This is a genomic window from Pseudomonas sp. NPDC090752, from assembly GCF_055584805.1.
Genome location: NZ_JBVJLI010000009.1, coordinates 10,975 through 37,773, shown reverse-complemented (window position 1 = coordinate 37,773; position 26,799 = coordinate 10,975). Strand labels below are relative to the sequence as shown.

23 protein-coding genes are annotated in these 26,799 nt (G+C 64.7%); 8 read left to right on the top strand and 15 right to left on the bottom strand.

Annotated features, from left to right (window positions below; all coding sequences use genetic code 11):
• The first annotated feature begins 3 nt into the window (after positions 1–3).
• The 7 genes from aroK (at position 4) to ACZ6YA_RS13885 (ending at position 11,390) form a co-directional block, all read left to right on the top strand.
• Positions 4–522, top strand: coding sequence for a shikimate kinase AroK (gene aroK / locus ACZ6YA_RS13915; protein WP_465897701.1), 519 nt, complete (start codon positions 4–6; stop codon positions 520–522).
• Positions 523–616: 94 nt separating this feature from the next.
• On the top strand, positions 617–1,714 hold the full coding sequence (gene aroB / locus ACZ6YA_RS13910) for a 3-dehydroquinate synthase (RefSeq protein ID WP_465897700.1): 1,098 nt from the start codon (positions 617–619) through the stop codon (positions 1,712–1,714).
• Between the two features lie 15 nt (positions 1,715–1,729).
• Entirely contained in the window at positions 1,730–3,322 is a 1,593-nt protein-coding gene (locus ACZ6YA_RS13905) for an AAA family ATPase (RefSeq protein ID WP_465897699.1), read from the top strand.
• A gap of 373 nt (positions 3,323–3,695) precedes the next feature.
• A complete protein-coding gene (gene gltB, locus ACZ6YA_RS13900; RefSeq protein WP_465897698.1) occupies positions 3,696–8,141 on the top strand; it encodes a glutamate synthase large subunit in 4,446 nt (1,481 codons plus the stop codon).
• Between the two features lie 107 nt (positions 8,142–8,248).
• The gene (locus ACZ6YA_RS13895) at positions 8,249–9,667 is read left to right on the top strand and encodes an FAD-dependent oxidoreductase (protein ID WP_465897697.1); all 1,419 of its coding nucleotides are present in this window, start codon (positions 8,249–8,251) and stop codon (positions 9,665–9,667) included.
• A gap of 195 nt (positions 9,668–9,862) precedes the next feature.
• Positions 9,863–10,927, top strand: coding sequence for a uroporphyrinogen decarboxylase (gene hemE / locus ACZ6YA_RS13890; protein ID WP_465897696.1), 1,065 nt, complete (start codon positions 9,863–9,865; stop codon positions 10,925–10,927).
• A gap of 115 nt (positions 10,928–11,042) precedes the next feature.
• Positions 11,043–11,390, top strand: a complete 348-nt coding sequence (locus ACZ6YA_RS13885) for a YgiW/YdeI family stress tolerance OB fold protein (RefSeq protein WP_465897694.1) — start codon at positions 11,043–11,045, stop codon at positions 11,388–11,390.
• Positions 11,391–11,489: 99 nt separating this feature from the next.
• Here ACZ6YA_RS13885 and ACZ6YA_RS13880 read toward each other — a convergent pair whose 3' ends face one another.
• Positions 11,490–12,734 carry an MFS transporter gene (locus ACZ6YA_RS13880; protein WP_465897693.1) on the bottom strand — a complete coding sequence of 415 codons (1,245 nt, stop codon included), beginning with the start codon at positions 12,732–12,734 and terminating at the stop codon, positions 11,490–11,492.
• A gap of 109 nt (positions 12,735–12,843) precedes the next feature.
• Between ACZ6YA_RS13880 and ACZ6YA_RS13875 the strand changes: the two genes are divergently transcribed.
• Positions 12,844–13,737: a LysR family transcriptional regulator gene (locus ACZ6YA_RS13875; RefSeq protein WP_465897692.1), complete on the top strand. Its 894-nt coding sequence runs from the start codon at positions 12,844–12,846 to the stop codon at positions 13,735–13,737.
• A gap of 4 nt (positions 13,738–13,741) precedes the next feature.
• Here ACZ6YA_RS13875 and ACZ6YA_RS13870 read toward each other — a convergent pair whose 3' ends face one another.
• Genes ACZ6YA_RS13870 through ACZ6YA_RS13805 form a run of 14 tightly spaced genes read right to left on the bottom strand, consistent with a single transcriptional unit; the run spans position 13,742 to position 26,794 of the window.
• Complete coding sequence (locus ACZ6YA_RS13870; protein ID WP_465897691.1) at positions 13,742–14,968, bottom strand: beta-ketoacyl-ACP synthase; 1,227 nt, start codon at positions 14,966–14,968, stop codon at positions 13,742–13,744.
• Positions 14,968–15,696, bottom strand: coding sequence for a 3-oxoacyl-ACP reductase FabG (gene fabG / locus ACZ6YA_RS13865; protein ID WP_465897690.1), 729 nt, complete (start codon positions 15,694–15,696; stop codon positions 14,968–14,970). The genes ACZ6YA_RS13870 and fabG overlap by 1 nt, the downstream gene beginning before the upstream one ends.
• A complete protein-coding gene (locus tag ACZ6YA_RS13860) occupies positions 15,689–16,159 on the bottom strand; it encodes a hotdog family protein (RefSeq protein ID WP_465897688.1) in 471 nt (156 codons plus the stop codon). Before ACZ6YA_RS13860 ends, fabG begins: the two co-directional genes overlap by 8 nt.
• Positions 16,156–17,349: a beta-ketoacyl-[acyl-carrier-protein] synthase family protein gene (locus tag ACZ6YA_RS13855; protein ID WP_465897687.1), complete on the bottom strand. Its 1,194-nt coding sequence runs from the start codon at positions 17,347–17,349 to the stop codon at positions 16,156–16,158. Before ACZ6YA_RS13855 ends, ACZ6YA_RS13860 begins: the two co-directional genes overlap by 4 nt.
• Complete coding sequence (locus ACZ6YA_RS13850; protein WP_465897686.1) at positions 17,346–17,828, bottom strand: hypothetical protein; 483 nt, start codon at positions 17,826–17,828, stop codon at positions 17,346–17,348. The genes ACZ6YA_RS13855 and ACZ6YA_RS13850 overlap by 4 nt, the downstream gene beginning before the upstream one ends.
• Complete coding sequence (locus tag ACZ6YA_RS13845; RefSeq protein WP_465897856.1) at positions 17,825–20,146, bottom strand: MMPL family transporter; 2,322 nt, start codon at positions 20,144–20,146, stop codon at positions 17,825–17,827. The genes ACZ6YA_RS13850 and ACZ6YA_RS13845 overlap by 4 nt, the downstream gene beginning before the upstream one ends.
• Positions 20,136–20,729, bottom strand: coding sequence for an outer membrane lipoprotein carrier protein LolA (locus ACZ6YA_RS13840; RefSeq protein WP_465897685.1), 594 nt, complete (start codon positions 20,727–20,729; stop codon positions 20,136–20,138). Before ACZ6YA_RS13840 ends, ACZ6YA_RS13845 begins: the two co-directional genes overlap by 11 nt.
• Complete coding sequence (locus ACZ6YA_RS13835) at positions 20,726–21,151, bottom strand: acyl-CoA thioesterase (RefSeq protein ID WP_465897684.1); 426 nt, start codon at positions 21,149–21,151, stop codon at positions 20,726–20,728. Before ACZ6YA_RS13835 ends, ACZ6YA_RS13840 begins: the two co-directional genes overlap by 4 nt.
• Positions 21,144–22,688, bottom strand: coding sequence for an HAL/PAL/TAL family ammonia-lyase (locus ACZ6YA_RS13830; RefSeq protein ID WP_465897683.1), 1,545 nt, complete (start codon positions 22,686–22,688; stop codon positions 21,144–21,146). Before ACZ6YA_RS13830 ends, ACZ6YA_RS13835 begins: the two co-directional genes overlap by 8 nt.
• Positions 22,669–23,601 (bottom strand): LpxL/LpxP family acyltransferase, encoded by a 933-nt coding sequence (locus ACZ6YA_RS13825; RefSeq protein WP_465897682.1) that lies wholly within the window; start codon positions 23,599–23,601, stop codon positions 22,669–22,671. Before ACZ6YA_RS13825 ends, ACZ6YA_RS13830 begins: the two co-directional genes overlap by 20 nt.
• Positions 23,598–24,332, bottom strand: a complete 735-nt coding sequence (locus ACZ6YA_RS13820; RefSeq protein WP_465897681.1) for a glycosyltransferase family 2 protein — start codon at positions 24,330–24,332, stop codon at positions 23,598–23,600. The genes ACZ6YA_RS13825 and ACZ6YA_RS13820 overlap by 4 nt, the downstream gene beginning before the upstream one ends.
• Positions 24,325–26,004: an ApeI family dehydratase gene (locus tag ACZ6YA_RS13815; RefSeq protein WP_465897680.1), complete on the bottom strand. Its 1,680-nt coding sequence runs from the start codon at positions 26,002–26,004 to the stop codon at positions 24,325–24,327. Before ACZ6YA_RS13815 ends, ACZ6YA_RS13820 begins: the two co-directional genes overlap by 8 nt.
• Positions 26,001–26,543 (bottom strand): COG4648 family protein, encoded by a 543-nt coding sequence (locus tag ACZ6YA_RS13810; protein ID WP_465897679.1) that lies wholly within the window; start codon positions 26,541–26,543, stop codon positions 26,001–26,003. Before ACZ6YA_RS13810 ends, ACZ6YA_RS13815 begins: the two co-directional genes overlap by 4 nt.
• A complete protein-coding gene (locus ACZ6YA_RS13805) occupies positions 26,540–26,794 on the bottom strand; it encodes an acyl carrier protein (protein WP_465897678.1) in 255 nt (84 codons plus the stop codon). Before ACZ6YA_RS13805 ends, ACZ6YA_RS13810 begins: the two co-directional genes overlap by 4 nt.
• Between the last annotated feature and the right edge of the window lie 5 nt (positions 26,795–26,799).

The window sequence follows — 26,799 nt, the reverse complement described above, 5'->3', positions numbered from 1 at the left end:
TCTGTGCGAAATTTGATACTTGTAGGGCCCATGGGCGCTGGAAAAAGCACCATCGGGCGCCTGTTGGCCAAAGAGCTGCGCCTGCTGTTCAAAGATTCCGACAAGGAAATCGAATTGCGAACCGGCGCCAACATCCCGTGGATCTTCGATAAGGAAGGCGAGCCGGGCTTTCGTGACCGTGAGGAGGCGATGATCGCCGAGCTCTGCGAGCTCGACGGCGTGGTCGTGGCCACCGGTGGCGGGGCGGTGATGCGCGAAGCCAATCGCAGGGCGCTGCACAACGGCGGGCGGGTGATCTACTTGCATGCCTCGGTAGAGCAGCAGGTCGGGCGTACCGCGCGTGATCGCAACCGGCCCCTTCTGCGCACTGCCAACCCGGAAGCGACGTTGCGCAACCTGCTGGAAACGCGTGACCCTCTCTATCGCGAGATCGCCGACCTGGTGGTGGAAACCGACGAACGGCCGCCACGCATGGTGGTGCTCGATATTCTCGAACGCTTGCAGCAGTTGCCGCCCCGCTAAGCCGGGACTATTCTCGGCCAGCGCCGAGGCGAGGTTCAACGTTACCGCGTGGGTCGTACAGCCGACGCCGCGCCTTAGTACATTGTGGGGATACATGCAGACACTAAAGGTCGACCTGGGCGAGCGTAGCTACCCGATCTACATTGGCGAAGGCCTGCTGGACCAGCCCGAACTGCTGGCGCCGCATATTGCTGGCCGGCAGGTTGCCATCGTTTCCAACGAGACCGTCGCGCCCCTGTATCTCGAACGCCTGAGCAAGACCCTCGGTGCCTACTCGGTGCTGCCGGTGATCCTCCCGGACGGCGAAGCCTACAAGAACTGGGAAACCCTGCAGCTGATCTTCGATGGCCTGCTCGCCGCCCGCCATGATCGGCGTACCACCGTGGTGGCCCTAGGCGGCGGAGTGATCGGCGACATGGCTGGCTTTGCCGCAGCCTGCTACCAGCGCGGTGTCGATTTCATCCAGGTGCCGACTACCCTGCTGTCCCAGGTGGATTCCTCGGTCGGTGGCAAGACCGGCATCAACCACCCGTTGGGCAAGAACATGGTCGGTGCTTTCTATCAGCCCAATGCGGTGCTGATTGATACCACCAGCCTCAAGACGCTGCCCGGGCGCGAGCTGTCGGCAGGCCTGGCCGAAGTGATCAAGTACGGTCTGATCTGCGACGAGCCCTTCCTCGGCTGGCTCGAAGACAATATTCAGGCGCTGCGCGCCCTTGAACCGGCAGCGCTGACCGAAGCGATCCGTCGCTCGTGTGCGGCCAAGGCCGCAGTAGTTGGCGCCGATGAGCGCGAGTCCGGCGTGCGTGCCACGCTGAACCTGGGGCATACCTTCGGGCATGCCATCGAAACCCACATGGGCTACGGTGTCTGGTTGCACGGCGAAGCCGTGGCAGCGGGTACCGTGATGGCCTTGGAAATGTCCATGCGTTTGGGTTGGATCGACCAGCCCGAGCGCGATCGCGGAATCCGCCTGCTGCAGGATGCAGGTTTGCCGGTGGTGCCACCACAGGAAATGACCCCGGCGCAATTCATGGAGCACATGGCGGTCGATAAAAAGGTGATCGATGGGCAACTGCGCCTGGTGCTGCTGCGCCGGATGGGCGAAGCCGTGGTCACCGACGACTATCCGAAAGAGATTCTTCAGGCCACGTTGTCGGCGGATTACCGCGCGATCGTGGCCCAGCTTTGAGGTTGTGACAGCGCAATGACCAGTTTGCATGCCGATGAGGCGTTTCTCGACCACTACCAGTTGAGCCACGATCCGTTCGCGCCGCGTGTGCCCGGCTTCAAGTTCTTCCCCGCCCAGCGCAAGCCTGTGCTCGGCCAGCTGCATCACCTGGCCCGTTACAGCCAGCTGATGCTCGTGGTCACGGGGCCAGTAGGCAGTGGCAAGACGCTGCTGCGCCAGGCCCTGGTGGCCAGCACCAATAAACAGTCGGTGCAGAGCGTGGTGGTGTCTGCCCGCGGCGCCAGCGATGCCGCCAGTGTTCTGAGCCAGGTGGCTCAGTCGCTGGAAGTGGCGCAGCCTGAGGTGCAGGCCATTCTGTCCAAGGTGGTGCAGCTTGCACTGACCGGCCAAGAAGTCTACTTGCTGGTGGACGATGCGGAACAACTTGACGAGTCGGCACTCCAAGCGTTGCTGGAGCTGGCGGCAGGTGTCCCGGAGGGGCGCCCGCACGTGTTCCTGTTCGGCGAACCGTCACTGATCGCCGGGTTGGACGAGATTCATGTCGAGGAAGAGCGCTTCCACGTCATCGAACTCGCCCCCTACAGCGAGGAAGAGACCCGCGAGTACCTGGAGCAGCGCCTGGATGGCGCCGGCCGGGGCATCGAGGTGTTCACCCGTGAGCAGCTCGTCGATATCCATGAAAACTCCGACGGTTGGCCTGGCAACATCAACCAGGTCGCCCGCGATACTTTGATCGAAGCCATGATCGCCAGCCGTACCACGGCCAAGCGACCAACCATGGGGTTCAAAATGCCTAAGAAACACGTGCTCGCGCTGTCCGCTGTGGTCGTGGTCGCTGTTGCTGCCGCGGTGCTCATGCCGAAGAAAGGCGACAAGGCGCCAACTGACGCACCAGCCGCCCAGGCACAGTTGCCGCTGGGCGAAGGTAAGTCGAAAGACCCGGCCATCGAGTTCTCAGGCTCGTCGCAGCCGATGCCACTGCCCTTGGTTGGCCAGTCGCAGCCGGTAATGCGTGAGCCACTGGCCCAGGCTGCTGGCATGGGCGAAGGCGAGGAAGGTAGCCCGGCAGGTGACACCGCGCTGCAGCCTGGCAGTCCCCCGACCGTGACCACCATCGCGCCACCGCAAGGCGCGACGGCTGGCCCGGCGCCAAGCATGGCTCAAGCCACCACCAGCACTGCTCCGGTGCAGCCTGTAGCGCCTGCGCAGAAGCCGGTTGCAACCCAGCCGGCCAAGCCGGTTGCACCTGCCAAGCCGGCCCCGGCACCGACTCAGGTGGCTACGGCCAAGCCCGCTGCCAAGCCGGCCGCAGGTGGCAGCACCGGTGGCTGGTATTCGGGCCAGAAGCCAGGCAACTATGTGGTGCAGATTCTTGGCACCAGCTCTGAAGCGTCGGCCCAGGCCTTCGTCAAAGCGCAGGGTGGCGACTATCGCTACTTCAAGAAAAACCTGCAGGGCAAGCCGCTCTACGTCGTCACCTACGGCAGTTTTGCCAACCGTGACGCAGCGGTTGCGGCAATCAAGAACTTGCCAGCGAAGGTCCAGGCTGGTAAACCTTGGCCACGTACCGTCGCCAGCGTCCAACAAGAGCTGGCCACGGCTCGCTGACTACCTTCCGGGCGGCACCACCCCGCTGCCCAGTTGCTGAGCGAACACTGACTTTCGTCTAGCCTGCTGCGCCCGAGCGCGGCAGGCTTTTCTGTCCCAGGCTGCCGGCCACAAGCCATCTTGCAGTCATGGCTGAAACGCTTCAGACTCGAGCCAAGCCGCTATCACGGCGCACGGCGCAAAAACATTCAAAATTGCGACATAAATTTTCAATGGTGAGACATGAAAATTTGTGGGTATCGCTGTCGCTGTGCAACAATGGTTTTCCATGGCCACCGCAAAAAAGCTGGCATTTGATCGGCGTGGATGGTAAGTGGTTGTTAAAAAAGAGATTTGCCTCCGGTTGAGAGGTGAACCTGGTGAGAAAGTGTCTATGAAAACAGGTCTGTACCATCCCGAAGAATTCAAGGACAACTGTGGTTTTGGCCTGATCGCCCATATGACGGGCGAACCGAGCCACCACCTTCTGCAAACCGCCATGCAGGCTTTGACTTGCATGACCCACCGTGGCGGCATCAACGCCGACGGCAAGACCGGCGACGGTTGCGGCCTGCTCATGCAGAAGCCTGATCAATTCCTGCGTGCCATGGCTCAGGAACACTTCGCCGTCGAGCTGCCCAAGCAGTACGCCGTCGGCATGGTGTTCTTCAACCAGGACCCGGTGAAAGCCGAAGCCGCTCGCGCCAACATGGACCGCGAAATCCTGGCCGCCGGCCTGAGCCTGGTTGGCTGGCGCAAAGTCCCTATCGACACCAGCGTGCTCGGTCGCCTGGCGCTGGAGCGCCTGCCGCAGATCGAACAGGTGTTCATTGGCGGTGAAGGCCTGAGCGATCAGGAATTCGCCATCAAGCTGTTCAGTGCCCGTCGCCGTTCGTCCGTGGCCAACGCCCACGACAGCGACCACTACATCTGCAGCTTCTCGCACAAGACCATCATCTACAAAGGCCTGATGATGCCGCGCGATCTCGCGGCCTTCTATCCGGATCTGGATGACGAGCGTCTGCAAACCGCTATCTGCGTGTTCCACCAGCGCTTCTCCACCAACACCCTGCCGAAATGGCCGCTGGCGCAGCCGTTCCGCTTCCTCGCCCACAACGGCGAAATCAACACCATCACCGGCAACCGCAACTGGGCCATGGCCCGTCGCACCAAGTTCGCCAACGACCAGATCCCCGACCTCGAAGAGCTCGGCCCGCTGGTCAACCGCGTCGGTTCCGACTCTTCGAGCATGGACAATATGCTCGAGCTGATGGTCACCGGCGGCATCGACCTGTTCCGTGGCGTGCGCATGCTGGTACCGCCAGCCTGGCAGAACGTCGAGACCATGGATGCCGACCTGCGTGCCTTCTACGAATACAACTCCATGCACATGGAGCCGTGGGACGGCCCGGCCGGTATCGTCATGACCGAAGGCCGCCATGCGGTCTGCCTGCTCGACCGTAACGGCCTGCGCCCGGCGCGCTGGGTGACCACCACCAATGGCTATATCACCATCGCCTCGGAAATCGGCGTATGGGGCTACAAGCCTGAAGAAGTCGTAGCCAAGGGCCGTGTCGGACCGGGCCAGATCTTCGCCGTCGACACCGAGACCGGTCACATCCTCGACACCGACGCCATCGACAACCGTCTGAAGTCGCGCCACCCGTACAAGCGCTGGCTGCGTCAGCACGCCCTGCGTATCCAGGCGACGCTGACCGACGACCAGGGCGCTGCCAGCTACGACAGCGACCAGCTCAAGCAGTATATGAAGATGTTCCAGGTCACCTTCGAGGAGCGTGACCAGGTGCTGCGTCCACTCGGCGAGCAGGGCCAGGAAGCGGTCGGCTCGATGGGTGACGACACGCCGATGGCGGTGCTGTCGCAGCGCGTGCGTTCACCGTACGACTTCTTCCGCCAGCAGTTTGCCCAGGTCACCAACCCGCCGATCGACCCGCTGCGCGAAGCGATCGTCATGTCCCTGGAAATCTGCCTGGGCGCCGAGCGCAACATCTTCCAGGAATCCCCTGAGCATGCCTCGCGGGTGATCCTCAGCTCGCCGGTCATCTCGCCCGCCAAGTGGCGTTCGCTGATGAACCTGGAACGCGAAGGCTTCGACCGCCAGCTGATCGACCTCAACTACGAGGAAGCCATCGGCCTGGAAGCGGCCATCCGCAACATTGCCGACCAGGCAGAAGAAGCGGTGCGCGCCGGCAAGACCCAACTGGTACTCAGCGACCGCTATATCGCCCCGGGCAAGCTGCCGGTGCACGCCTCGTTCGCCGTTGGCGCGGTGCACCACCGCCTGACCGAAAAGGGTCTGCGTTGCGACAGCAACATCCTGGTCGAAACCGCTACCGCCCGTGACCCGCACCACTTCGCCGTGCTGCTGGGCTTCGGCGCCTCGGCCGTGTACCCGTATCTGGCCTATGAAGTGCTGGCCGACCTGATCCGCACTGGCGAAGTCCTGGGCGACCTGGACGAAGTCTTCAAGTACTACCGCAAGGGCATCTCCAAAGGCCTGCTGAAGATCCTTTCGAAGATGGGCATCTCCACCGTTGCCTCGTACCGTGGCGCCCAGCTGTTCGAAGCCGTGGGCCTGGCCGAGGAAGTGGTTGGCCTGAGCTTCAAGGGTGTCTCCAGCCGCATCAAGGGTGCCCGCTTCGTCGACCTCGAAGGCGACCAGAAGCTGCTCGCCGCCGAAGCCTGGAGCGCACGCAAGCCGATCCAGCAAGGTGGCCTGCTGAAATTCGTCCACGGTGGCGAATATCACGCCTACAACCCGGATGTGGTCAACACCTTGCAGGCTGCCGTGCAGCAGGGCGACTACGCCAAGTTCAAGGAATACACCACGCTGGTCGACCAGCGCCCGGTGTCGATGATCCGCGACCTGCTGAAAGTGAAAGTGGCCGACGAGGCGCTGCCGCTGGAGCAGATCGAGCCGCTGGAGGCGATTCTCAAGCGCTTCGACTCCGCCGGTATCTCGCTGGGCGCACTGTCGCCAGAGGCTCACGAAGCCCTGGCCGAGGCGATGAACCGCCTGGGCGCGCGCTCCAACTCCGGTGAGGGCGGTGAAGACCCGTCGCGCTACGGCACCATTCGCAGCTCGAAGATCAAGCAGGTGGCCACCGGCCGCTTTGGTGTGACCCCGGAATACCTGGTCAACGCCGAAGTGCTGCAGATCAAAGTGGCCCAGGGCGCCAAGCCCGGCGAAGGCGGCCAGCTGCCAGGCGGCAAGGTCAACGGCCTGATCGCCAAGCTGCGCTATGCGGTGCCAGGTGTGACCCTGATCTCGCCACCACCGCACCACGACATCTACTCGATCGAAGACCTGGCCCAGCTGATCTACGACCTCAAGCAGGTCAACCCGCAGGCGCTGGTATCGGTCAAGCTGGTGGCAGAAGCCGGCGTTGGCACCATCGCCGCTGGCGTGGCCAAGGCCTATGCCGACCTGATCACCATCTCCGGTTACGACGGTGGCACCGGTGCTTCGCCGCTGACGTCGATCAAGTACGCTGGCGCTCCATGGGAACTGGGCCTGGCCGAAACCCACCAGACCCTGCGCGGCAACGACCTGCGCGGCAAGGTGCGGGTACAGACCGACGGTGGCCTGAAAACCGGCCTGGACGTGATCAAGGCGGCCATCCTCGGCGCCGAGAGCTTCGGCTTCGGCACCGCGCCGATGATCGCCCTGGGCTGCAAGTACCTGCGCATCTGCCACCTGAACAACTGCGCCACTGGCGTAGCGACGCAAAACGACAAGCTGCGCAAGGATCACTACATCGGCACCGTCGACATGGTGATCAACTTCTTCACCTTCGTCGCTGAAGAAACCCGCGAATGGCTGGCCAAGCTGGGCGTGCGCAGCCTGGGCGAGCTGATCGGGCGTACTGACCTGCTCGACGTGCTGCCGGGCGACACTGAGCGCCAGCAGTACCTTGACCTGTCGCCGTTGCTGGGCAGCTCGCACATTCCGGCGGACAAGCCGCAGTTCTGCGAAGTGGACAAGAACCCGCCGTTCGACAAGGGCGAGCTGGCCGAGAAGATGGTCGAGATGGCCCTGCCGGCGATCCGCGACCAGGCCGGTGGCGAGTTCAGCCTGGACATCTGCAACTGCGACCGTTCCATCGGCGCGCGCATCTCCGGCGAAATCGCCAAGCTGTATGGCAACCAGGGTATGGCCGCCAAGCCAGTTACCTTCCGCTTCAAGGGTACCGCTGGGCAGAGCTTCGGCGTGTGGAACGCCGGCGGCCTGAACCTGCACCTGGAAGGTGACGCCAACGACTACGTCGGCAAAGGCATGACCGGTGGCAAGGTCACCATCGTGCCGCCTGCCGGCAGTCCGTTCGAAACCCAGCACAGCGCCATCGTCGGCAACACCTGCCTGTACGGCGCCACTGGCGGCAAGCTGTTCGCCGCCGGCACCGCAGGCGAGCGCTTCGCTGTGCGTAACTCCGGCGCCCACGCTGTTGTCGAGGGTACTGGCGATCACTGCTGTGAATACATGACCGGTGGCTTTGTCTGCGTCCTGGGCAAGACCGGTTACAACTTCGGTTCTGGCATGACTGGCGGCTTCGCCTACGTGCTCGACATGGACAACAGCTTCGTCGACAAGCTCAACCACGAACTGGTGGAAATCCAGCGGATCAGTGGTGAAGCGATGGAAGCCTACCGCAGCCACCTGGCGCGGGTCCTTGGCGAATACGTGGAAGAGACCGGCAGCGCGTGGGGGCGTGAGCTCTCGGAGAACCTGGACGACTATGTGCGGCGCTTCTGGCTGGTCAAGCCGAAGGCGGCCAACCTCAAGCAACTGCTGTCCAGCACCCGTGCCAACCCGCAGTAAAAACAGCTGCAAGTGACGGGCCCCGTACGCGGGGGCCGTCGTGCTCAAGTGATCGTCTTGCAGCTTGCAGCCCGAGGCTGGCAACTGCGGTAAAGAGGTTTTGAAAAATGGCTGAACGTCTGAGTAACGACTTCCAGTTCATCGAAGTGGGCCGCAAGGACCCGAAGAAAAAGCTGCTGCGCCAGCGCAAGAAGGAGTTCGTGGAAATCTACGAACCGTTCAAGCCTGCCCAGTCCGTGGAACAGGCGCACCGCTGCCTGGGCTGCGGTAACCCGTATTGCGAGTGGAAGTGCCCGGTGCACAACTTCATCCCCAACTGGTTGAAGCTGGTCTCCGAAGGCAACATCCTGGCCGCGGCGGAGCTGTCGCACCAGACCAACACCCTGCCGGAAGTATGCGGCCGTGTGTGCCCGCAGGACCGTCTGTGCGAGGGTGCCTGCACCCTGAACGATGGCTTCGGCGCGGTGACCATCGGCTCGGTGGAGAAGTACATCACCGACACCGCGTTCGCCATGGGCTGGCGCCCGGACATGTCCAAAGTCAAGCCGACCGGCAAGCGCGTCGCCATCATTGGCGCAGGCCCGGCGGGCCTGGGCTGCGCCGATGTGCTGGTACGCGCCGGCGTGACCCCGGTGGTGTTCGACAAGAACCCCGAGATCGGTGGCCTGCTGACCTTCGGCATCCCAGAGTTCAAGTTGGAAAAGACCGTGCTGAGCAACCGCCGCGAAGTCTTTACCGGCATGGGCATCGAGTTCCGCCTGAACACCGAGGTGGGCACCGACGTCACCATGGAACAACTGCTCGCTGAGTACGACGCGGTGTTCATGGGCATGGGCACCTACACCTACATGAAGGGCGGTTTCCCAGGCGAGGACCTGCCGGGCGTGCATGACGCGCTGGACTTCCTGATCGCCAACGTCAATCGCAACCTGGGCTTCGAGAAGTCGCCGGAAGATTTCGTCGACATGCAGGGCAAGAAGGTCGTGGTGCTGGGTGGTGGCGACACCGCGATGGACTGCAACCGTACCTCGATCCGCCAGGGCGCCAAGGCCGTGACCTGTGCCTATCGCCGTGACGAAGCGAACATGCCGGGCTCGCGCAAAGAGGTGAAGAACGCCAAGGAAGAAGGCGTGAAGTTCCTCTACAACCGCCAGCCGATCGCCATTGTCGGCGAAGACAAGGTCGAGGGCGTGAAAGTGGTCGAGACCCGTCTTGGCGAGCCGGATGCCCGTGGCCGTCGCAGCCCCGAGCCGATCCCGGGTTCCGAAGAGATCCTGCCGGCCGACGCCGTGGTGATCGCCTTCGGCTTCCGCCCAAGCCCGGCGCCGTGGTTCGAGCAGCATGGTATCCAGATGGACAGCCAGGGCCGCGTGGTGGCACCGGAGCAAGGCAAGTTCAAGCACCAGACCAGCAACCCGAAGATCTTCGCCGGTGGTGACATGGTGCGCGGGTCGGACCTGGTGGTGACTGCCATTTTCGAAGGCCGCACCGCTGCTGAAGGGATCCTGGACTACCTCGAAGTCTGATCCATCGCATTCGCGGGGCAAGCCCGCTCCCACAGAAGTCGACACAGACCATGTGGGAGCGGGCTAGCCCCGCGAAGCTTTTTGTATACAAAATCGCTTGATCTATGGCACCCAATAGACAAAACGCATGGTATCGACCGTGCCTTTTGCGCTGGCGTCTGAGAAAATGCCCGCACTTTTTTGCTGGATGCCGACATGACTGCCCTGAAGAACGATCGTTTCCTGCGTGCACTGCTCAAGCAACCCGTAGACGTCACCCCGGTGTGGATGATGCGCCAAGCCGGCCGCTACCTGCCGGAATACCGCGCAAGCCGCGCCAAGGCCGGCGACTTCATGAGCCTGTGCATGAACCCGCAGTTTGCCTGCGAGGTCACGATGCAGCCGTTGGACCGCTACCCGCTGGACGCGGCGATCCTGTTCTCGGACATCCTCACCATCCCTGACGCGATGGGCCTTGGCCTGTACTTCGAAACCGGCGAAGGCCCGCGTTTCAAGAAGGTCATCAGCACCCCGGCTGACATCGAAGCCCTGCCGATCCCCGATCCGCAAAAAGACCTCGGCTACGTCATGGACGCGGTCAGCACCATCCGTCGCGAGCTCAACGGTCGTGTGCCGCTGATCGGCTTCTCCGGCAGCCCATGGACCCTGGCCACCTATATGGTCGAAGGCGGCTCGTCGAAGGACTTCCGCAAGACCAAGGCGATGGCCTACGACAACCCGCAAGCCCTGCACCTGTTGCTGGACAAGCTGGCCCAGTCGGTCACCAGCTACCTCAACGGCCAGATTCTGGCCGGTGCCCAGGCCGTGCAGATCTTCGACACCTGGGGTGGCAACCTGTCGGCGGCTGCGTATCAGGAGTTCTCCCTGGCCTACATGCGCAAGATCGTCAGTGGCCTGATCCGCGAGCACGAGGGTCGCAAGGTGCCGGTGATCCTGTTCACCAAGAACGGCGGCCTGTGGCTGGAAAGCATCGCCGAAGCGGGTGCCGACGCCCTGGGCCTGGACTGGACTTGCGACATCGGCGATGCCCGCCGCCGGGTCGGCGACAAGGTGGCGCTGCAGGGCAACATGGACCCGACCGTGCTCTACGCCAAGCCCGAGGCCATCCGCCAGGAAGTGGCGCGTATTCTTGCGAGCTACGGCAAGGGCAGCGGCCACGTGTTCAACCTCGGCCATGGCATTACCCCGGAAGTCGACCCGGAGCACGCCGGCGTGTTCATCAACGCCGTGCATGAGTTGTCGGCGCAGTACCACCAGTGATGCGATGCAGCAAACAGGAAACCGGCCTCAGGGCCGGTTTTTTGTTGGATTAAGTTTTAATTCAGCGATCGTCGTTAATCTGGTCCCATCGAAACCGGAACAGGACCCGATCCTCATGAAAACTCGCTATCTCGCATTGATCCTTGCCCCTTTCATCAGCACTGCTGCGCTGGCCGCCGGCTATACCGGGCCGGGTGCTCAGTCGGTCACCACCGTGGCCGCGGCCAACGACGCAGCCGATGACACACCGGTGGTGCTGCAGGGTTATGTCACCAAGAAGATCAACAACGACGACAAGTACGAGTTCAAGGACAACACCGGCACCATCACCGTCGAGATCGACGATGAAGACCTGCCACCGACGCCGTTCAACGACAAGACCAAGGTCAAGCTGACCGGTGAGGTGGAGAAGCACCTGATGAGCCGTGAGGTGGATGTGGATATCGTTGAGATCATCAACTGATCCTGGACTCATTCGCGGGCAAGCCCGCTCCCACAGATACTCCACTGTTTTCAAGGGCAGTGGATTACCTGTGGGAGCGGGCTTGCCCGCGAATGGGCTTCACACTGACTTCGGCGCCAGCTTGCTCAGGTGCAACGCCACCAGCAACGCCACCGCCAGCAGGCTGCCAATGAACAGCCCGATCCCATTCCAGCCCCATTGGTGCCAGAATACCCCGCCCGCCGTGCCCGCCACACTCGACCCCGCGTAGTAGCAGAACAGGTACAGCGACGAAGCCTGCCCCTTGGCCTTCAGCGCTCTGCGGCCAATCCAGCTGCTGGCCACCGAATGCGCACCAAAGAAGCCGAAGGTGAACACCAGCATGCCGAGGATTATCAGCACCAGTGGCGAGGCCAGGGTCATCAACAGGCCACCGGCCATGACTACGATACTGGCCCAGAACACTTTGCGCCGGCCCAGCTTGTCAGCCAGCGCACCCACCTGCGCCGAGCTGTAGATACCCGACAGGTAGACAATCGACAGCAAGCCGACCAGCGCCTGGTTCATGTGATAGGGCCCGGCCAGCAGGCGGTAGCCGATGTAGTTGAACAGGGTGACGAAGGCTCCCATCAAGAGGAAGGCTTCGAGGAACAGCCAGGGCAGGCCGGCGTCCTTGAAGTGCACGACGAAGCCGTCCAGCAGGCTGCGCGGGTTCATCGACTGGGAGCGGAAATTGCGCGATTCGGGGAGTACCTTCCAGAACACCAGTGCCGCAATCAGCGCCAGGCCGCCGATGGTCAGCATCGCCGTGTGCCAGCTGACGAAGTCGATCAGCACACCGGTAATCAACCGCCCGCTCATACCCCCGATGGCATTGCCGCCAATGTACAAACCCATGGCCAGGCCAATGTGCTGCGGGTGGATCTCCTCGCTCAGGTACGTCATCGCCACTGCCGCCAGGCCGCTCAGCGACAGGCCGACCAGCGCCCGGGTGGCGAGCACGCCTTCCCAGGTCGGCATCACCGCGCTGACCATGGTCGACAAGGCGGCGCAGACCAGCGCGAAGACCATCACCGGCTTGCGCCCGATACGGTCGGAAATCGGCCCGGTGATCAGCAAGCCGAACGCCAGCATGGCGGTCGACACCGACAGCACCAGGCTGCTCTGCGCGGCGTTGATCGAGAACTCCTGCGACAGCAGCGGCATCATCGGTTGCACGCAATACAGCAGGGCGAAGGTGGCAAAGCCGCCGCTGAAAAGGGCCAGCACCGTCTTCATGAAGGCTGGCGTGCCTTTTTCGATCCAGATGTCGTTCAGCGGGGCAGGTTCGGGTTCAACGGGAAGGGGCGATACAGCAGTTTTCACGGGCGGGTACCTCTGGCGCAATGAAAAAAGCATATAGCTGGCTAATGATTAGATCCAATATATTGTTCGACCTATTTAAGACGTTTATCGACCTGTTCTGGAGCCCACTATGGAACTGCGCCACCTGCGGTATTTCATCGCCGTTGCCGAAGAGCTGCACTTTGGCCGCGCGGCCCAGCAGCTGGGCATCTCTCAGCCACCCCTGAGTCAGCAGATCCAGGCCTTGGAACAGGAACTGGGTGCACGCCTGTTTGAACGTACCAATCGTCGGGTCGAACTCAGTGAGGCCGGGCGGTTGTTCCTGGAAGAGGCTCGCCAAGTGCTGGCGCAGGTGGAGAAGGCCGCCGACGTGGCGCGCCGCGCGCAGTTGGGTGAGCTGGGCGAGATGAAGATCGGCTTCACCTCGTCGGCGCCGTTCACCTCGAAAATCCCCAAGGCCATCCATGCGTTTCGCCAGCGCTTCCCGGCCGTGCACCTGAACCTCAAGGAGATGAGCAGCCGCGATGTCGCCGAGGGCGTGTTCGACGAGTCCATCGAGGTCGGGCTGATGCGGCCCATGCCGCTGCCGGACGGCCTGGTGGCCACCGAGCTGTTCCGCGAACCGCTGGTGGCAGTGATCAATGCGTCGCACCCGTTGGCCGAGGGCACCGAACACGGTGTGCACATGGCCGCGCTGGCCCAGGAGCCGTTCGTGTTCTTCCCGCGCAGTTACGGCAGCGGGCTGCACGCGCAGTTGCTGAGCCTGGCCCGTCAGGCTGGGTTCAGCCCGCATTTCGCTCAGGAGGCGGGCGAAGCCATGACGATCATCGGGCTGGTGTCGGCAGGGTTGGGGGTTTCGGTGTTGCCGGCTTCGTTCCAGCGCATGCGCATCGAGGGCGTGGTCTACCGCACCTTGCTCGATGAAGGCGCGACCTCGGCGGTGTGGCTGGTGCAGCGCGAGCGGGGCAGCTCAGCGATGGCCAAGGCCTTCGCTGAGCTGCTGACCGGGTTGATGACGGCCTGAACGATCAGGCCCAGCGACGGAAGATCAGCGAAGTGTTGACCCCGCCGAAAGCGAAGTTGTTATTCATCACGAACTCATTGCTCATCACCCGGAAATCACCGGTGAGGTAGTCCAGCTCGCCACACAGCGGGTCGACCTGATCGAGATTGAGCGTGGCCACGTAGCGGTCGCTGTTCATCATTTCGATGCTGAACCACGACTCCAGCGCGCCGCAGGCCCCCAGGGTATGGCCGAGGAAACTCTTCTGCGAGCTGATCGGCATGCGTGGGCCGAACAGGCTGCTGGTGGCCCGGGTCTCGGCGATGTCGCCCTGTTCGGTAGCGGTACCGTGACCGTTGACGTAGCCGATGGCGTCGGCGGCCAGCCCGGCGTCGTCCAGTGCCAGCTGCATGGCCCGGCCCATGGTGACCTGCTCCGGTCGGGTGATGTGCTGGCCGTCGGCATTGCTGCCGAAGCCGACCACTTCGGCATGGATCTTCGCGCCGCGGGCCAGGGCGTGCTGCAGTTCTTCGAGCACCAGCATGCCGCCCCCTTCGCCGATCACCAGGCCATCGCGGCCGACATCGTAGGGCCGTGGGGTCAGGTGCGGGGTGTCGTTCTTGAGGCTGGTGGCGTATAGCGCATCGAACACCATGGCCTCGGTCGGGCACAGCTCTTCAGCGCCGCCGGCGAGCATCAGCGGCAGACGTCCGTACTTGATCGCCTCGTAGGCGTAGCCGACGCCCTGGCTGCCGCTGGTGCAGGCGCTGGAGGTGGGGATCAGGCGCCCGGTCAGGCCAAAGAAGATGCTGATGTTGGCCGCGGTGGTGTGCGGCATCATGCGCACATAGGAGTTGGCATTCAGGCCGTCGGCCAGCGAATTCATCAGCATGTTGCCAAAGGTCTTGATCTCGTCGGTGCTGCCGGTCGAAGAGCCGCAGGCCACGCCCATGCGTCCGTCGCGGATGCTCGGGTCGTCGAGCAGCCCGGCGTCGGCCAGCGCGCGCTCGGCGGCGGCCACCGCCAGGCGCGAGACCCGGCCCATGCTGCGCAGCTGTTTGCGCGTCCAGTGAGTGGGAACCTCGAAGTCGTCGATGGGGCCTGCCAGGCGGGTATTGAGCTCGCTGAAGCGGTCCCACTCGGGCATGCGGCGGATGCCGCTACGCTGCTCGGCAAAGTGCCCCGCGATGGTTGCCCAGTCGTTGCCCAGGGCGGTAATACCGGCCATGCCGGTGACCACGACACGGCGCATCAGCACAACCCTCCATTGACCGCCAGCACCTGGCGGGTGATGTACGAAGCCTCCGGCGACATCAGGAAATTCACTGCCCCGGCCACTTCTTCAGGCGTGCCCATGCGCCCGGCGGGGATCATCTTCAGCAGCTCGTCGACCGGCACGTGCTCGTCGAGCATGGCCGTGTCGATCAGCCCGGGTGCCACGCAGTTGACCGTGATCTTGCGCTTGCCCAGCTCGATCGCCAATGCCTTGGCCGCGCCGATCAGCCCGGCCTTGGAGGCGCTGTAGTTGACCTGGCCACGGTTGCCGATCAGGCCGGACACCGAAGTGATGCAGACGATGCGCCCCGGCGCGCGGCGGCGGATCATCGGCATGGTCAGCGGTTGCAGGACATTGAAGAAGCCGTCGAGGTTGGTCCGCAGCACCTGGTCCCAGTCTTCTTCGCTAAGCCCCGGGAAGGCGCCGTCACGGCTCAGGCCGGCGTTGCACACCACGCCGTAGTAGGCGCCATGGCTTTCCACATCCTGTTCGAGGATCGCCCTGCAGGCCGCGCGGTCGGCGACATCGAATTGCAGAACCCGTGCCTGGCGGCCCAGCTCGCGGACTTGCGCGGCCACGGCATCGGCTTCGGCGCGGCCGCTGCGGCAATGCAGGACCAGGTCGTAACCGGCCCGTGCCAGGCGCAAGGCGATGGCCCGGCCGATGCCGCGGCTGGAGCCTGTGACGAGGATGGTGTCAGTCATGGGTAGGGTCCTCAGGGCCGGCTTCTGCCAGGTAGCGGGTAGGTTGTGGCGGGGTAAACACATTCAGCCGTGCGCTGGCGTGGATGCCGGGGCCGCGCAGGTGGCATTCGAACACGCCCATGCCGTTGTCGTCTTCCAATGAGCGCGTGGCGTGAACGTGCAGCTCGGCACCCGACGGAAAGTGTTCGACGTCGCATTGGTATTTGCGTGTACCGAGCAAAAAGCCCAGCTGTACTGGCTGGCCGTTGCGGCGCGCGCGGCAACCGGCAAAGGCGGCCACGCTCTGTGCCATCAATTCGATGCCGAACCAGGCGGGCAGGCTGCCGTCGGCGCGGTTGAACGGGCCGCCCGGGCGCACCAGGGTTCGGGTGTGGATCTGCTCGTCGTCGTAGCTGTCGACCTGGTCGATCAGGATCATCTCGCCAGCGTGGGGCAACAGCTCGGCCAGTGGCCAGGGGATCATGGGGCATCTCCGAGAATCAGGCTGACATTGTTGCCGCCGAAGGCGAACGAGTTGCTCATCAAGCGGCGTGGTCGATCCGTGGGCAGGCGGTGCTGCCGGGTCACCAGGTCGAGCGTTGGTAGCAGCGGGTCGGCCTGGCCGTCCCACACATGCGGCGGCAGCAGGCCAAGCGGGTTGTGCCCGCTGAGCACCAGCCAGCAGAACGCCGCTTCCAGTGCGCCGGCTGCCCCCAGGGTGTGGCCGGTCATGGGTTTGCTCGACGAGCATGGCACACCGCTTGCGAACAGGCGGTGCATGGCCTGGCTTTCCATGGCGTCATTGTGCGCCGTGGCGGTGCCATGCAGGTTCAGGTAGCCAATTTGCGCCGGTGTGAGGCGGGCATTGTCGAGGGCTTTGGCCATGGCTTGCAAGGCGCCCTTGCCAGAGGGGTCCGGCGCCGAGATGTGGTGGGCATCGCTGCTGGCGCCAGCGCCCAGCAGGGCAATGGATGGGCCTTCGTCAGTGGCCTCGCGGGTCATCAGGAACAGCGCAGCCGCCTCACCGATATTGATCCCGGCGCGCTCGGCCGAGAACGGGTTGCAGCGTTGCTCGCTGACCGCGTCCAGGGCGCTGAAACCGTTGAGGGTCAGGCCGCACAGGGTGTCTACGCCGCCACACAGCACCGCATCGCACAGCCCCAGCTGCAACAGCCGGCGCGCACTCATCAAGGCCCGGCCACTGGAGGTGCAGGCGGTGGAAATGACATAGGTCGGCCCGCTCAGTTGCAGCCAGTCGGCGAGAAACTCGGCAGGTGCGCTCAGCGCCTGTTGGTCGTAGCGGTAGTGCGCCGGAAACTGGCCCGTCTGCAGATAGCAGGCGATGTCTGCGCTGGCCTCATCGATGCCTGAGGTGCTGGTGCCGATGACCACGGCGACGCGCTGCGGGCCATGACGGTCGATCGCCGCACGGATGGCCGGTTCGATCTGCAGGGCTGCAGCATACAACAGCTGATTGTTGCGGCTGTGATGCTCGGCCACGGGCACATCGGGCAGTGCGCCGCGCACTGCGCCGACCGGCAAGCAACGCCCGGGCACCCAGTCGGCCTCGGCTTGCATGCCTGAGCAATCACCGGCCAGCAGGCGGGCGCTGACCTCGGCCTGGCCGCGGCCGAGGGCGCAGACCAGGCCCAGGGCATTGAGGTAGGCGGTCATGGCGCGTTCTCACTGGGCATTGGATCGATTTGATAACTCAGGCCCCCGACGTTCAAGGAGAACGCGCGTGGGGCCTGATAACGGACCTGCCAGCGCTCACCCAGCCAGCGTCGTTGGCCCAGCTGGCGCGCCTCGGGGTAGAGCTGCGACAACTGCTCGGTGGGCGTCAGCGCGAACAGCACGGCGGCGAACAGCTCACGGGCCGCCGGGTTGGGCGGCAACAGGCCGTCGGCCTGCCACTGTTGGCCGTCGAGCAACTGGCGCGCCTGGGGAATGCCCAGCAGGTCGAGCAGCGACCAGCGCAGGCGGTGGTCTTCGCGCTGTATCACCAGTAACCAGTCCTGGCGCTGGCCGGCCTGCTCACGTAACACGTGCAACTGCTGCGGCAGTTCGAGCGTCGGTTCGCGGGATGGCAGGGGAGGGCGCGCGCTGCAGGCGCCGAGCAGCAGACACAGGGCAAGGGTCATCAGGTATTTCATGGCTGCTCCTGGGGGACTGGGCGCGGGGCGGCCCAAGGCGCCAGCATGAAACTGAAAGCCAGCCCCAGGCTGACTGCCAGGCCGAAGTTGCTTACGGCTGGGGTAGCCGACAGCGCCAGCAGGCCGAACGAAAGCCAGGTGGTGACTGCTGCCAGCAGGGTGCCGAGCAGGCTCACCGCTGCGCCTCCGATATGTTCGTGCATCAGGATCGCATAGTCGACACTGATGGCTGTCACCAGTAGCAGGCCGAACAGGCTGAACAGCGTCAGTGGTTGGCCCAGCCAGCCCAGGCAAGCCAAGCTGCACAGTGCCGCCAGCAGCGGTAATGCGACGATGCGCAGTGCGCCACGCAGGCCGAACGGCAGTATCAACAGGACCATGATCAGCACGCAGGACAGCAACTTCAGCTCTGCGGCGCTCACTTGGGTGGCGGCGAACAGCTGGTTCAGCTCGCCCAAGCGATCCACCAGTTGCACACCTTCGAGGTCATCGACCTGCAGGCGCAGCAAGGCCGCATCGCCCAAGCCCTGCAAGCTGACGATGGCGGCCACGCCCGCACCCTCGTCGCCCAGCCATAGCGGTCGCCAGGCTTCGGCCAATGGCCCAGCCAGCAGTTGGTCGATGGTCTGGGTCGGCAACTGTTGCAACTGCTGCAACTCGGCCTGCAGCGCCGCCTGCGGCACGCCCAGGTCGAGCAACGGTTGCCAGTGTTTGGGCAACGCCGACAGGGCCTGGCGCGCCTGGGCTTGTTCCACCGGGCTGGCGGCCAGTTGGCCGAGGCTCATGTAACCCTTGAGCTTGCCCAGTTCGACCAGCTCATCGAGTTTGCCCGACAGCCCGTTCAGGCGTTCGAGCAGTTGTTGCTGATCGGCGCCTCGCACCAGGTAGAACTGGCTGGTGGGCTGGTAGCCTGTGATGCGCGCAATGGCTTGTGCCTCTTCGAGCAACTGGGGCGGGCTGGCGACCCATTGGCGGATATCGTTGTGGCTGCTCAGGCGCCACAGGCCGGCTGCGCAGAAGACCATCAGCAGCCCCAGCAGCACGGCACTCGGCACTTTGCACAGCAGCCGTTCGCGCCAGGTGGTGAGCGTCTCGGCGATCCGCAAGGGCCAGCGTGCAGGCTGTAGTTGCATGCCAGCGAGCAGCGCTGGTAGCAGGCACACTGCGCTGAGGTAAGCGCCGATCAGCCCGGCCGCCGAGAACGCAGCAATTTGCGTCAGCGCTGGGAAGGGCGTGAAGGCCAGCGCCAGGTAGCCGATGCAACTGGTCGCCAGGCTCAGGCTCATGCCGGGCACGGTCAGGCGCACGGCCGGCCAACTGCGCCAGGGCTTGAGGCTCCAGCTCTTGGACAGGTAGTGCAGCGGGTAGTCTACCGCCACGCCGATCAGGCTTGAGCCGAGCACCAGGGTCATCACATGCATCTGGCCGAACAGTGCCACGCACACCACCGAGCCGAACAGCATGCCCACCAGTACCGGCACGAACGCCAGCAGCACTCGCCAACGGCGGAACGCCAGCAGCAGCAACAGCAGGATGCCCAGCGTGGCGCCGCCGCCGACCCAGGTGATCTCCCGACTGGCCTGTTGCTGGCCGGCTGCGGCATGCAGCAGGCCGCTGGCTGCCAGCAGGTGAGCGCCGGACTGGTCTGCCTGCACACGGCCTTTTGCGAGCAGTTCGGCGACCTGCAGCGGCAGGTGCAGATCGAAAGCATTGCCCAGGGTGCGAGCGCGCAGCAGCACCCAATGTTGGCCATCCGCTTCGGCAATCAGCGCGCCGCTGGCGGTGTCCAATTGCACATTGACGGGCTTCGGCTGGCTGTTCTGGATGCGCCCGGTCAGGCCCAGCCAATCGTCCTGGCTGGGGACCAGGCTAAAGCTGGCGAAGGGATCGAACAGGCTTTGCACGCGCTGCTCGATAAATGCATCGGGCTGCTTTACCAGTTGCTGGCGATCGCTGGCTGCCAGCAGCGCCAGGCGGCCTTGCAGCAGTTGATCGCGCACGGCCTGCAGGTCGGTTTGCAGGCTCCACTGCACCTTTTCAAACAGGCCGCTGGTCTGCCATTGCGCGGCCAGTGACTGCGCCAGGGTCAGGGCCTGCAGGCGTTCTTTGTGGCCCACCAGCACCAGCAGTTCGCGGTTGAGCGGTTCCTGCATGCGCTGTTCGGCGCGCTTGAGTAGCGGGTCCTCGGTGGCGCCGGGGACCAGCGTCATCAGGTCGGCCGACAAGGGCGCAGCACGGTGCCACTGCCAGCCGGCGATGGCCAGCATGACCAGCAGCAGCCCCAGGAACAGGCGTGGCAACAGGCGCTCAGTTGGCAAAGTCACTGCGCTCCGCATCGCTCAATACCGCTGCGCCGTGGCTTTCAGGCATGCGCAGCAGCGTGCTGTCACCCTGGGTTTCGCTCAGTTCGATACGTTCGACGTACTGCCCGCCGCTGATGTCGATGCGCGTGAAGATCTGTTTGAGCAGCAACGAACGCGGCGTCAGGCGCAATTGCCATTGCTGCGCGGTGCCCGACAGGGCCAGCTCGAAATCCCGCTGCAGGCCACTGCTGTCGCCTTGCAGCACGGCGAAGAACAAGCGGTTCTGCTCGCTCCCGGCGCTGCGGCTGGGCAAGGTTTGCCAGCCGCTCGGGTCGCGGCGGGCTATGCCGGTGGCGGTGATGCGGTAATCCTGGCGCAGTGGCGTTTGCAGTTGCCACAGCAGGCCGTGATCGCGGGCGAGGACAAAGCGGCCTTTGCTGATCAGTGGTTGGGGCAGTGCGCGCAAGTGTTTTTCCTGCACGAATGGGCCGCTGACCACGGCCGGTTCGCTCAGTTGCTTCTGCAGGTCGTCGAGGCCGAAGGCTGAGGCAAATGGGCTGATGATCAGCAGGCCAAGCAGGACAACAAAGCGCTTCATGCCAGCACCTGCTGCACCGCATCGAGCATCACCTTCGGTGAGGCCAACTGCATCTCGCCGCTTTCGATGTGCACGGCCACCTGCACGGTGCTGGCGCGGGTCAAGCGCTCGCCGGTATTAGCGTCACTGATCAGGTAGTGGATCTTCAGGCGGTTCTCCCATTCCACCAGGCTGGCACGCACGCTCAGGCGCTGGCCGAAGGTGGCGCCGCGAATGTAGCGCAGCTGCAGGTCGATCACCGGCCATGCATAGCCGCTGGCCTGCATCTGCAGGTAGTTGTGCGCCAGGCGCTCGAGCAAGGCGCAGCGGGCTACTTCCAGGTATTTGACGTAATGCCCGTGCCAGACGACGTGCATGCTGTCGACATCGAAGAAGGGCACGACGATTTCGCTGTCGACATGGAACACGCCGGGGCTACGCATGCAGCCTCCAGTGGCGCTCGGCGATGCGTTTCAGGCACAGGCGCAAGTCGCTTTCCAGGGCGCGGTCTTCGATGACCGGGGCAAAGTCTGCGAGCAACGCTTCGTGCATGGCTGCCAACGCAGGCGGCAGGGCCTGTGCCCGGCTTTGTCGGGTGCGCAACCAGACGCCCTGGTTGGCCGCCAGCAGGCTGGCGGCGGCGACCTGTTCGGTCAACTCCAGCACGCGCAGGGCATCGCGTGCGGCGATGGTGCCCATGCTCACCTTGTCCTGGTTGTGGCATTCGGTGGAGCGCGAGAACACGCTGGCCGGCATGGTCTGCTTGAGGGCTTCGGCGGTCCAGGCGCTGGCGCCGATCTGCACGGCCTTGAAACCATGGTTGAGCATTGCCCGGTCAGCCTCGGCCCCTGACAGGTTGCTTGGCAGGCCATGGTTGTAGCGGGTGTCGACCAGCAGCGCGAGTTGCCGGTCGAGCAGGTCGGCGACGTTGGCCACCAAGGTCTTCAGGCTGTCCATGGCGAAGGCGATATGGCCGCCGTAGAAGTGCCCGCCATGCAGCACTCGCTCGGCGTCGCCGTCGATGATCGGGTTGTCGTTGGCACTGTTCAGTTCGGTCTCGATGAAGCCACGCAGCCAGCCCAGGCTATCGGCCAGCACGCCCAGCACATGCGGGGCGCAGCGCAGCGAATAGCGGTCCTGCAGGCGGTGCAGCGGCGGCAGCGGGGCGTCGATGGCGAGGTCCTGGCGCAGCCAGGCGGCGACCTGGGTCTGGCCGGGGTGTGGTTTGGCGGCGAACAGGCGTTCGTCGAAATGCTCGGGGTTACCCTGCAGGCCGATGACGTTGAGCGCGGTGATGCGCGTAGCCAGCTGCAGCAGGTAGTCGGCGCGGGCAAAGGCCAGGCACGCCAGGCCGGTCATCACCGCGGTGCCGTTCATCAGCGCCAGGGCTTCCTTGGGCCGCAGCACCAAGGGCTGCCAGCCCAGTTCGCGGTGCACTTCGGCACTGCTGCGGCACTGGCCCTGGTAGATCACCTCGCGCTCGCCCGACAGGGTCGCGGCGACATAGGACAACGGCGTCAGGTCGCCGCTGGCACCCACCGAGCCCTCTTCGGGAATCAGCGGCAGGATGTCGTGGGCGAGAAAGTCACGCAGCCGCTCCAGCAGTTCCAGGCGCACACCCGATACGCCATGGCTCAGCGAACGCAGGCGGGCGGCGAGTACGGCGCGGGTGGCGGGGGCATCGAGCAGCTTGCCCAGGCCGCAGCCATGGAAGGTGTACAGGTGGCGGGGCAGGGCTTCGACATGCTCCAGCGGCACAGCCACCACGCAGGAGTCGCCGTAGCCGGTGGTCACGCCGTAGATCACCCCTTCCTTGTCGAGCAAGGTGTCGAGAAAGCGCGCCCCACGGGCGATGCGCTCGCGGTAGACGGCGTCATCCTGCAGGCGCACCGTTGCCCGGCGCTCGGCCAGGGCCAGGACATCTTCGATTGCCAGCGGCGACTCGCCGAACGTTACAGGCTCATGCGGATGCATCGTCATCGGTCTTCCAGAAGGGGTAGAAATTGAACCACTGCAAGGGCGCCTGGGCGCAGTATTGACCCAGGCGTTCGGCATAGCGCGTGGTCCACTCGGCGATCAGCTGATCGCGCTGGCCGCGGCGCCATTGCAGGCGTTCGGCAAAGGGTTCGAGGGTGATGCGGTAGCGGCCCTGGTGCTTGAGGCAGAACAGCAGGTTGATCGGGCATTCGAGCATGCCGGCCAGCAGCCACGGGCCTTGTGGGAAGGCCGCCCGGTGGCCGAGGAAGTCCACCTCGACGGTGCGGGCGCCATGCAGCGGCACGCGGTCGCCAGCGATGGCCAGCCATTCGCCATGCTCCAGACGCTCGGCCAGCTGCAGCATGATCGCAGGGTCCAGCTCGCTGACCTGGATCAGCCGCACATTGCTCGCCCCGGCCTCACCGAGCAGGCGGTTGAAGCGCTCGGCGTGGCGGGTATGCACCAGCACGTTCATCGGCACTTGCTCGCCGAGTTCGGCCAGGGCGCGGCAGACCTCCAGGTTACCCAGGTGTGCGCCCACCAGCATCTGCCCACGCTCGCCACGCAATTGCCGGCGCAGCTGGCCGGGGTCGTCGATGTCGATGTCGGCGAGGCTAAGCTTGCCATGCCACACGTCGAGCTTGTCCAGCAGGGCATCGGCGAAGGCCATGAACTGGCGGAACACCTGCCAGTGGCTGGGGCGCGCAGTCTGCCCGCCGCTCCACTGCTGCAGGCGTTGCTGGTATTGCCAGGCGCTGCGCCGGGCGCGGCGGCCGAACAGGAAGAAGTAAGCGACGATCAGGTGAATCAGCGGGCTCAGCGCGCGGCGGCCGAGCAGGCGCAGCAGGGCGGCGGTAAGCTTCATCAGCCAGAAGCTGCCGCGCTCTTGCTGCTTGGCCCAATGCTGCTGGTTCATCGGCGCCACCTGCGCCAGAGGATCAGCGGGGCGCGAAGGAGCATGCCGAAAAACAGCTTGGCGTGCATTTTCGAGATCAGGGCGTTGTCGTGCACCAGGCGAAAGTGCGAACGGCCGTCCTGCGGGTAATGCACGCGGGTCGGCAGCCAGCACATGGGCTGGTTGCGCCAGGCCAGACGCACCAGGATCTCGGGGTCGAAGTCCATGCGCCGGCCCAGCGCCACGCTGTCGATCAGCGCCAGGGTGGCGGGCAATGGGTAGACCCGGAAACCGCACATCGAATCGGGTATCTGCAGCGACAGGCTGTTGATCCACACCCAAACGTGGGTGAGGTAGCGGGCATACAGACGCCCCTTGGGCACGCTGGCGTCGTACTGTGGGTAACCGCACACCAGCGCCTGTGGACAAGCCTGCGAACGGGCCAGGAACAGGCTGATGTCGGCCAGGTCGTGCTGGCCATCGGCATCCACCTGCAGGGCATGGCTGAAACCCAGCCGCGCCGCTTCGCGCAGCCCGGCCATGACCGCGCCGCCCTTGCCCTGGTTGACCGCCAGCGTGACCAGGAAAACCCGCGGCTGTTCGGCCAGTTGCCGCAACACCTGGGCGCAGGGCGCATGGCTGGCGTCGTCGACCAGCACGCAGGGCAGGCCGGCGCGCAGCAGCTCGGCGACCACAGCTGGCACAGCGTCTTCGTGGTCGTACACCGGGATCACCGCACAGGGCTTATGCATGATCGGCCTCCAGCAGAATTCGGCCGCTGGCGCAGACCTGCCCGGCGCAGTGGTAACTGAAATAGAGCTTGCCGCGTTCGGCATCGAAGCGCAGGGTCAGCGTCAGTTCATCACCTGGGCGCACCACGTGCTGAAACTTGATCACTTCCATGCCGGCGAATCGTTTACCGGGCGTGAGCCGTTCACTGGCCAAGGCAATCGCCCAGTCGACTTGCACCACGCCAGGCAGCACAGGGGTTTGCGGGAAATGGCCGGGAAAGCAGGCCAGATCTGGCGGCACGGCCAAGTGCAGCTGCAGTTCATCGCCTTGCACCGCTTGCCCCAGTACCTCAGGAGCCATGCTGCGGGCGGCCAGCAACAGCGCCTGCACGTCAGCCTGGGGCAGCTTGCCCTGGGCGTTGTGCGGCAGCTGGCGCAGCAGGCGCCAGCGCCGTGGCAGGGACGTGGCCTCGCAGTGGCCGGCCAGGTGTTCGCGCAAGCTGCCGATCAGGGTGCGCCGGCCTTGGTTGCGCAAGGCGTGCAGGCCGGCGGGCGATAGCACCAGCAGGGCGCCGAGGTAGGCGCGGCCTTGCTCGATCACACCTAAACGCGCATCCGCGACCCAGGCGTGCTCGCACAGCACCTGTTCAAGCAGCGGCAGGGCAACGCGTTTTTCTTCCAGCTTGACGATGCGGTCCAGGCGGCCAAGCAATGTGAAGCGTCCGTCGTTGGCGATGTCGGCGGCGTCTGCGCTGCATTCGATATGACCTGCTGGCAAGTACGGCGAGGCGATGCACAAGGCGCCGTGCGCATCCAGGCTCAGTTGAACATCGGCAAACGGCTGCCACAGGGCGGCGCCCTGGCGCCAGGCGATGCCGCCGGTTTCCGAACTGCCGAAGATCTCCGTAGGCCATTGGCCGAGGCGCTGGTGCAGCCTTTGCGCGGCTTCGGTCGGCAGTTCGCCGCCCGAGGAAAACACTTGGCGCACCTGCCTCAGAGCCGGCCAGTCGAGGTTATCGCCCATGCGCTTGAGCAGGGCCGGGCTGGCCACCCAGGCGAAGGCCGGGTGCGCGCGGCTGGCGCGCTGCAGGTCTTCGGGGAAGGGCAGCTGGCGCCGTTCGAAACCGCGCCCAGCGCACAGCGGCCAGAGCACGCGGAACAGCAGGCCGTAGATATGCTGGGTGGCGACACTGCCGATGATCCAGGCCTGGCCCAACGCCTCGCCCCATAAGCGTTCCAGCGCCAGCACCTCATTGGCCAACTGGCGCAGTTGCTTGTCGATACGCTTGGGCTCGCCGCTGGAGCCCGAGGTGCACAGGCTGATCCTGCACCGTTCCAGATCCAAATCGGCAGGGGGGAGTGGCGCGGCCTGCAGGTCGGCAAGGGCGAAGTCGCCAGGCCGATCACTGAGCCACAGGTCGATCTGCGCGGCCCAGCGTGCGCGGGTGCCCGGCTGTAGGTCTGCCGGCAGCAGCACTTCGACGCCCGCGCGCCAGGCGCCGAGCAGGGCAATGGCCAGCTGCGCGGCATCGTCCAGGTGCACGGCCAGGCGCTGCACGCCACGCTGCTGCAGGCCGCCGGCCAGGCGCAGCGCCTGCTCGCACAACTCGGCATGCGCCAGGGCCGGTGCCTGGGTGATCGGGCGCGGCGCGGCAGTGGGCTGTAGCAGGTGTTCGAGGTTGATCCAGTTCATGAGCCCGCTCGTACACGTTGTCTGATCCGCCACTCGACGGCGAACAGCAGGCCCATGGCGGCATACGCGATCAGGCCGTTGTACAGGGTCCACCAACTCAGAGGCGCCCACAGGGTAAGGCCAGCCGCGATCAGGCCATTGACCAGGAAGAACCCGCACCACGCCTGGGTTACACGCCGCGTGTAGCGCACCGCCCTGGGCGGCAGCTGGGGTTCACGCAGGCGCGCCAGGCGCTCGGCCATCGGCATGCCGCGCAGCAGGCTGGCGCCGAACAGGGCCAGCAGGAAGCTGTTGATCAGCACCGGATACCAGCGCAAAAGCTGCGCGCTGTCGGACAGCCCCAGCAGCACGCAGAACGTCAGCGCCGCGACGGCCATCCACAGGCTGCCCGGCCGCCGTGTGCCCAGTGCTCGGGCCAGCCACAGCACGCCAAGCAGCAGGCCGAACTGCCAGGGGGCGAAGTGGGCCATGCCGAAGTAAACGGCAAACGGGTACAGCACACCGGCCAGCAGCAGGCCGAGGCCGAGCAGGCGCTTCATGCCGCCGGGTTGACCAGGCGGAACACGGCTTCGACCACGTCATTGACGGTACGCACCGACTTGAAGTCGTCGGCGGCGATTTTCTTGCCGGTCTGGCGTTTGATGTGGTCGAGCAGGTCGATGGCGTCGATGCTGTCGATTTCCAGGTCTTGATACAGGTTGGATTGCAGGCTGATGGCCTTGGGGTCGAGTTCGAACAGTTCGACCAGGGCGTCGCTGAGGATGTGATAGATGTCTTCGCGGGTTTGCATGGTGC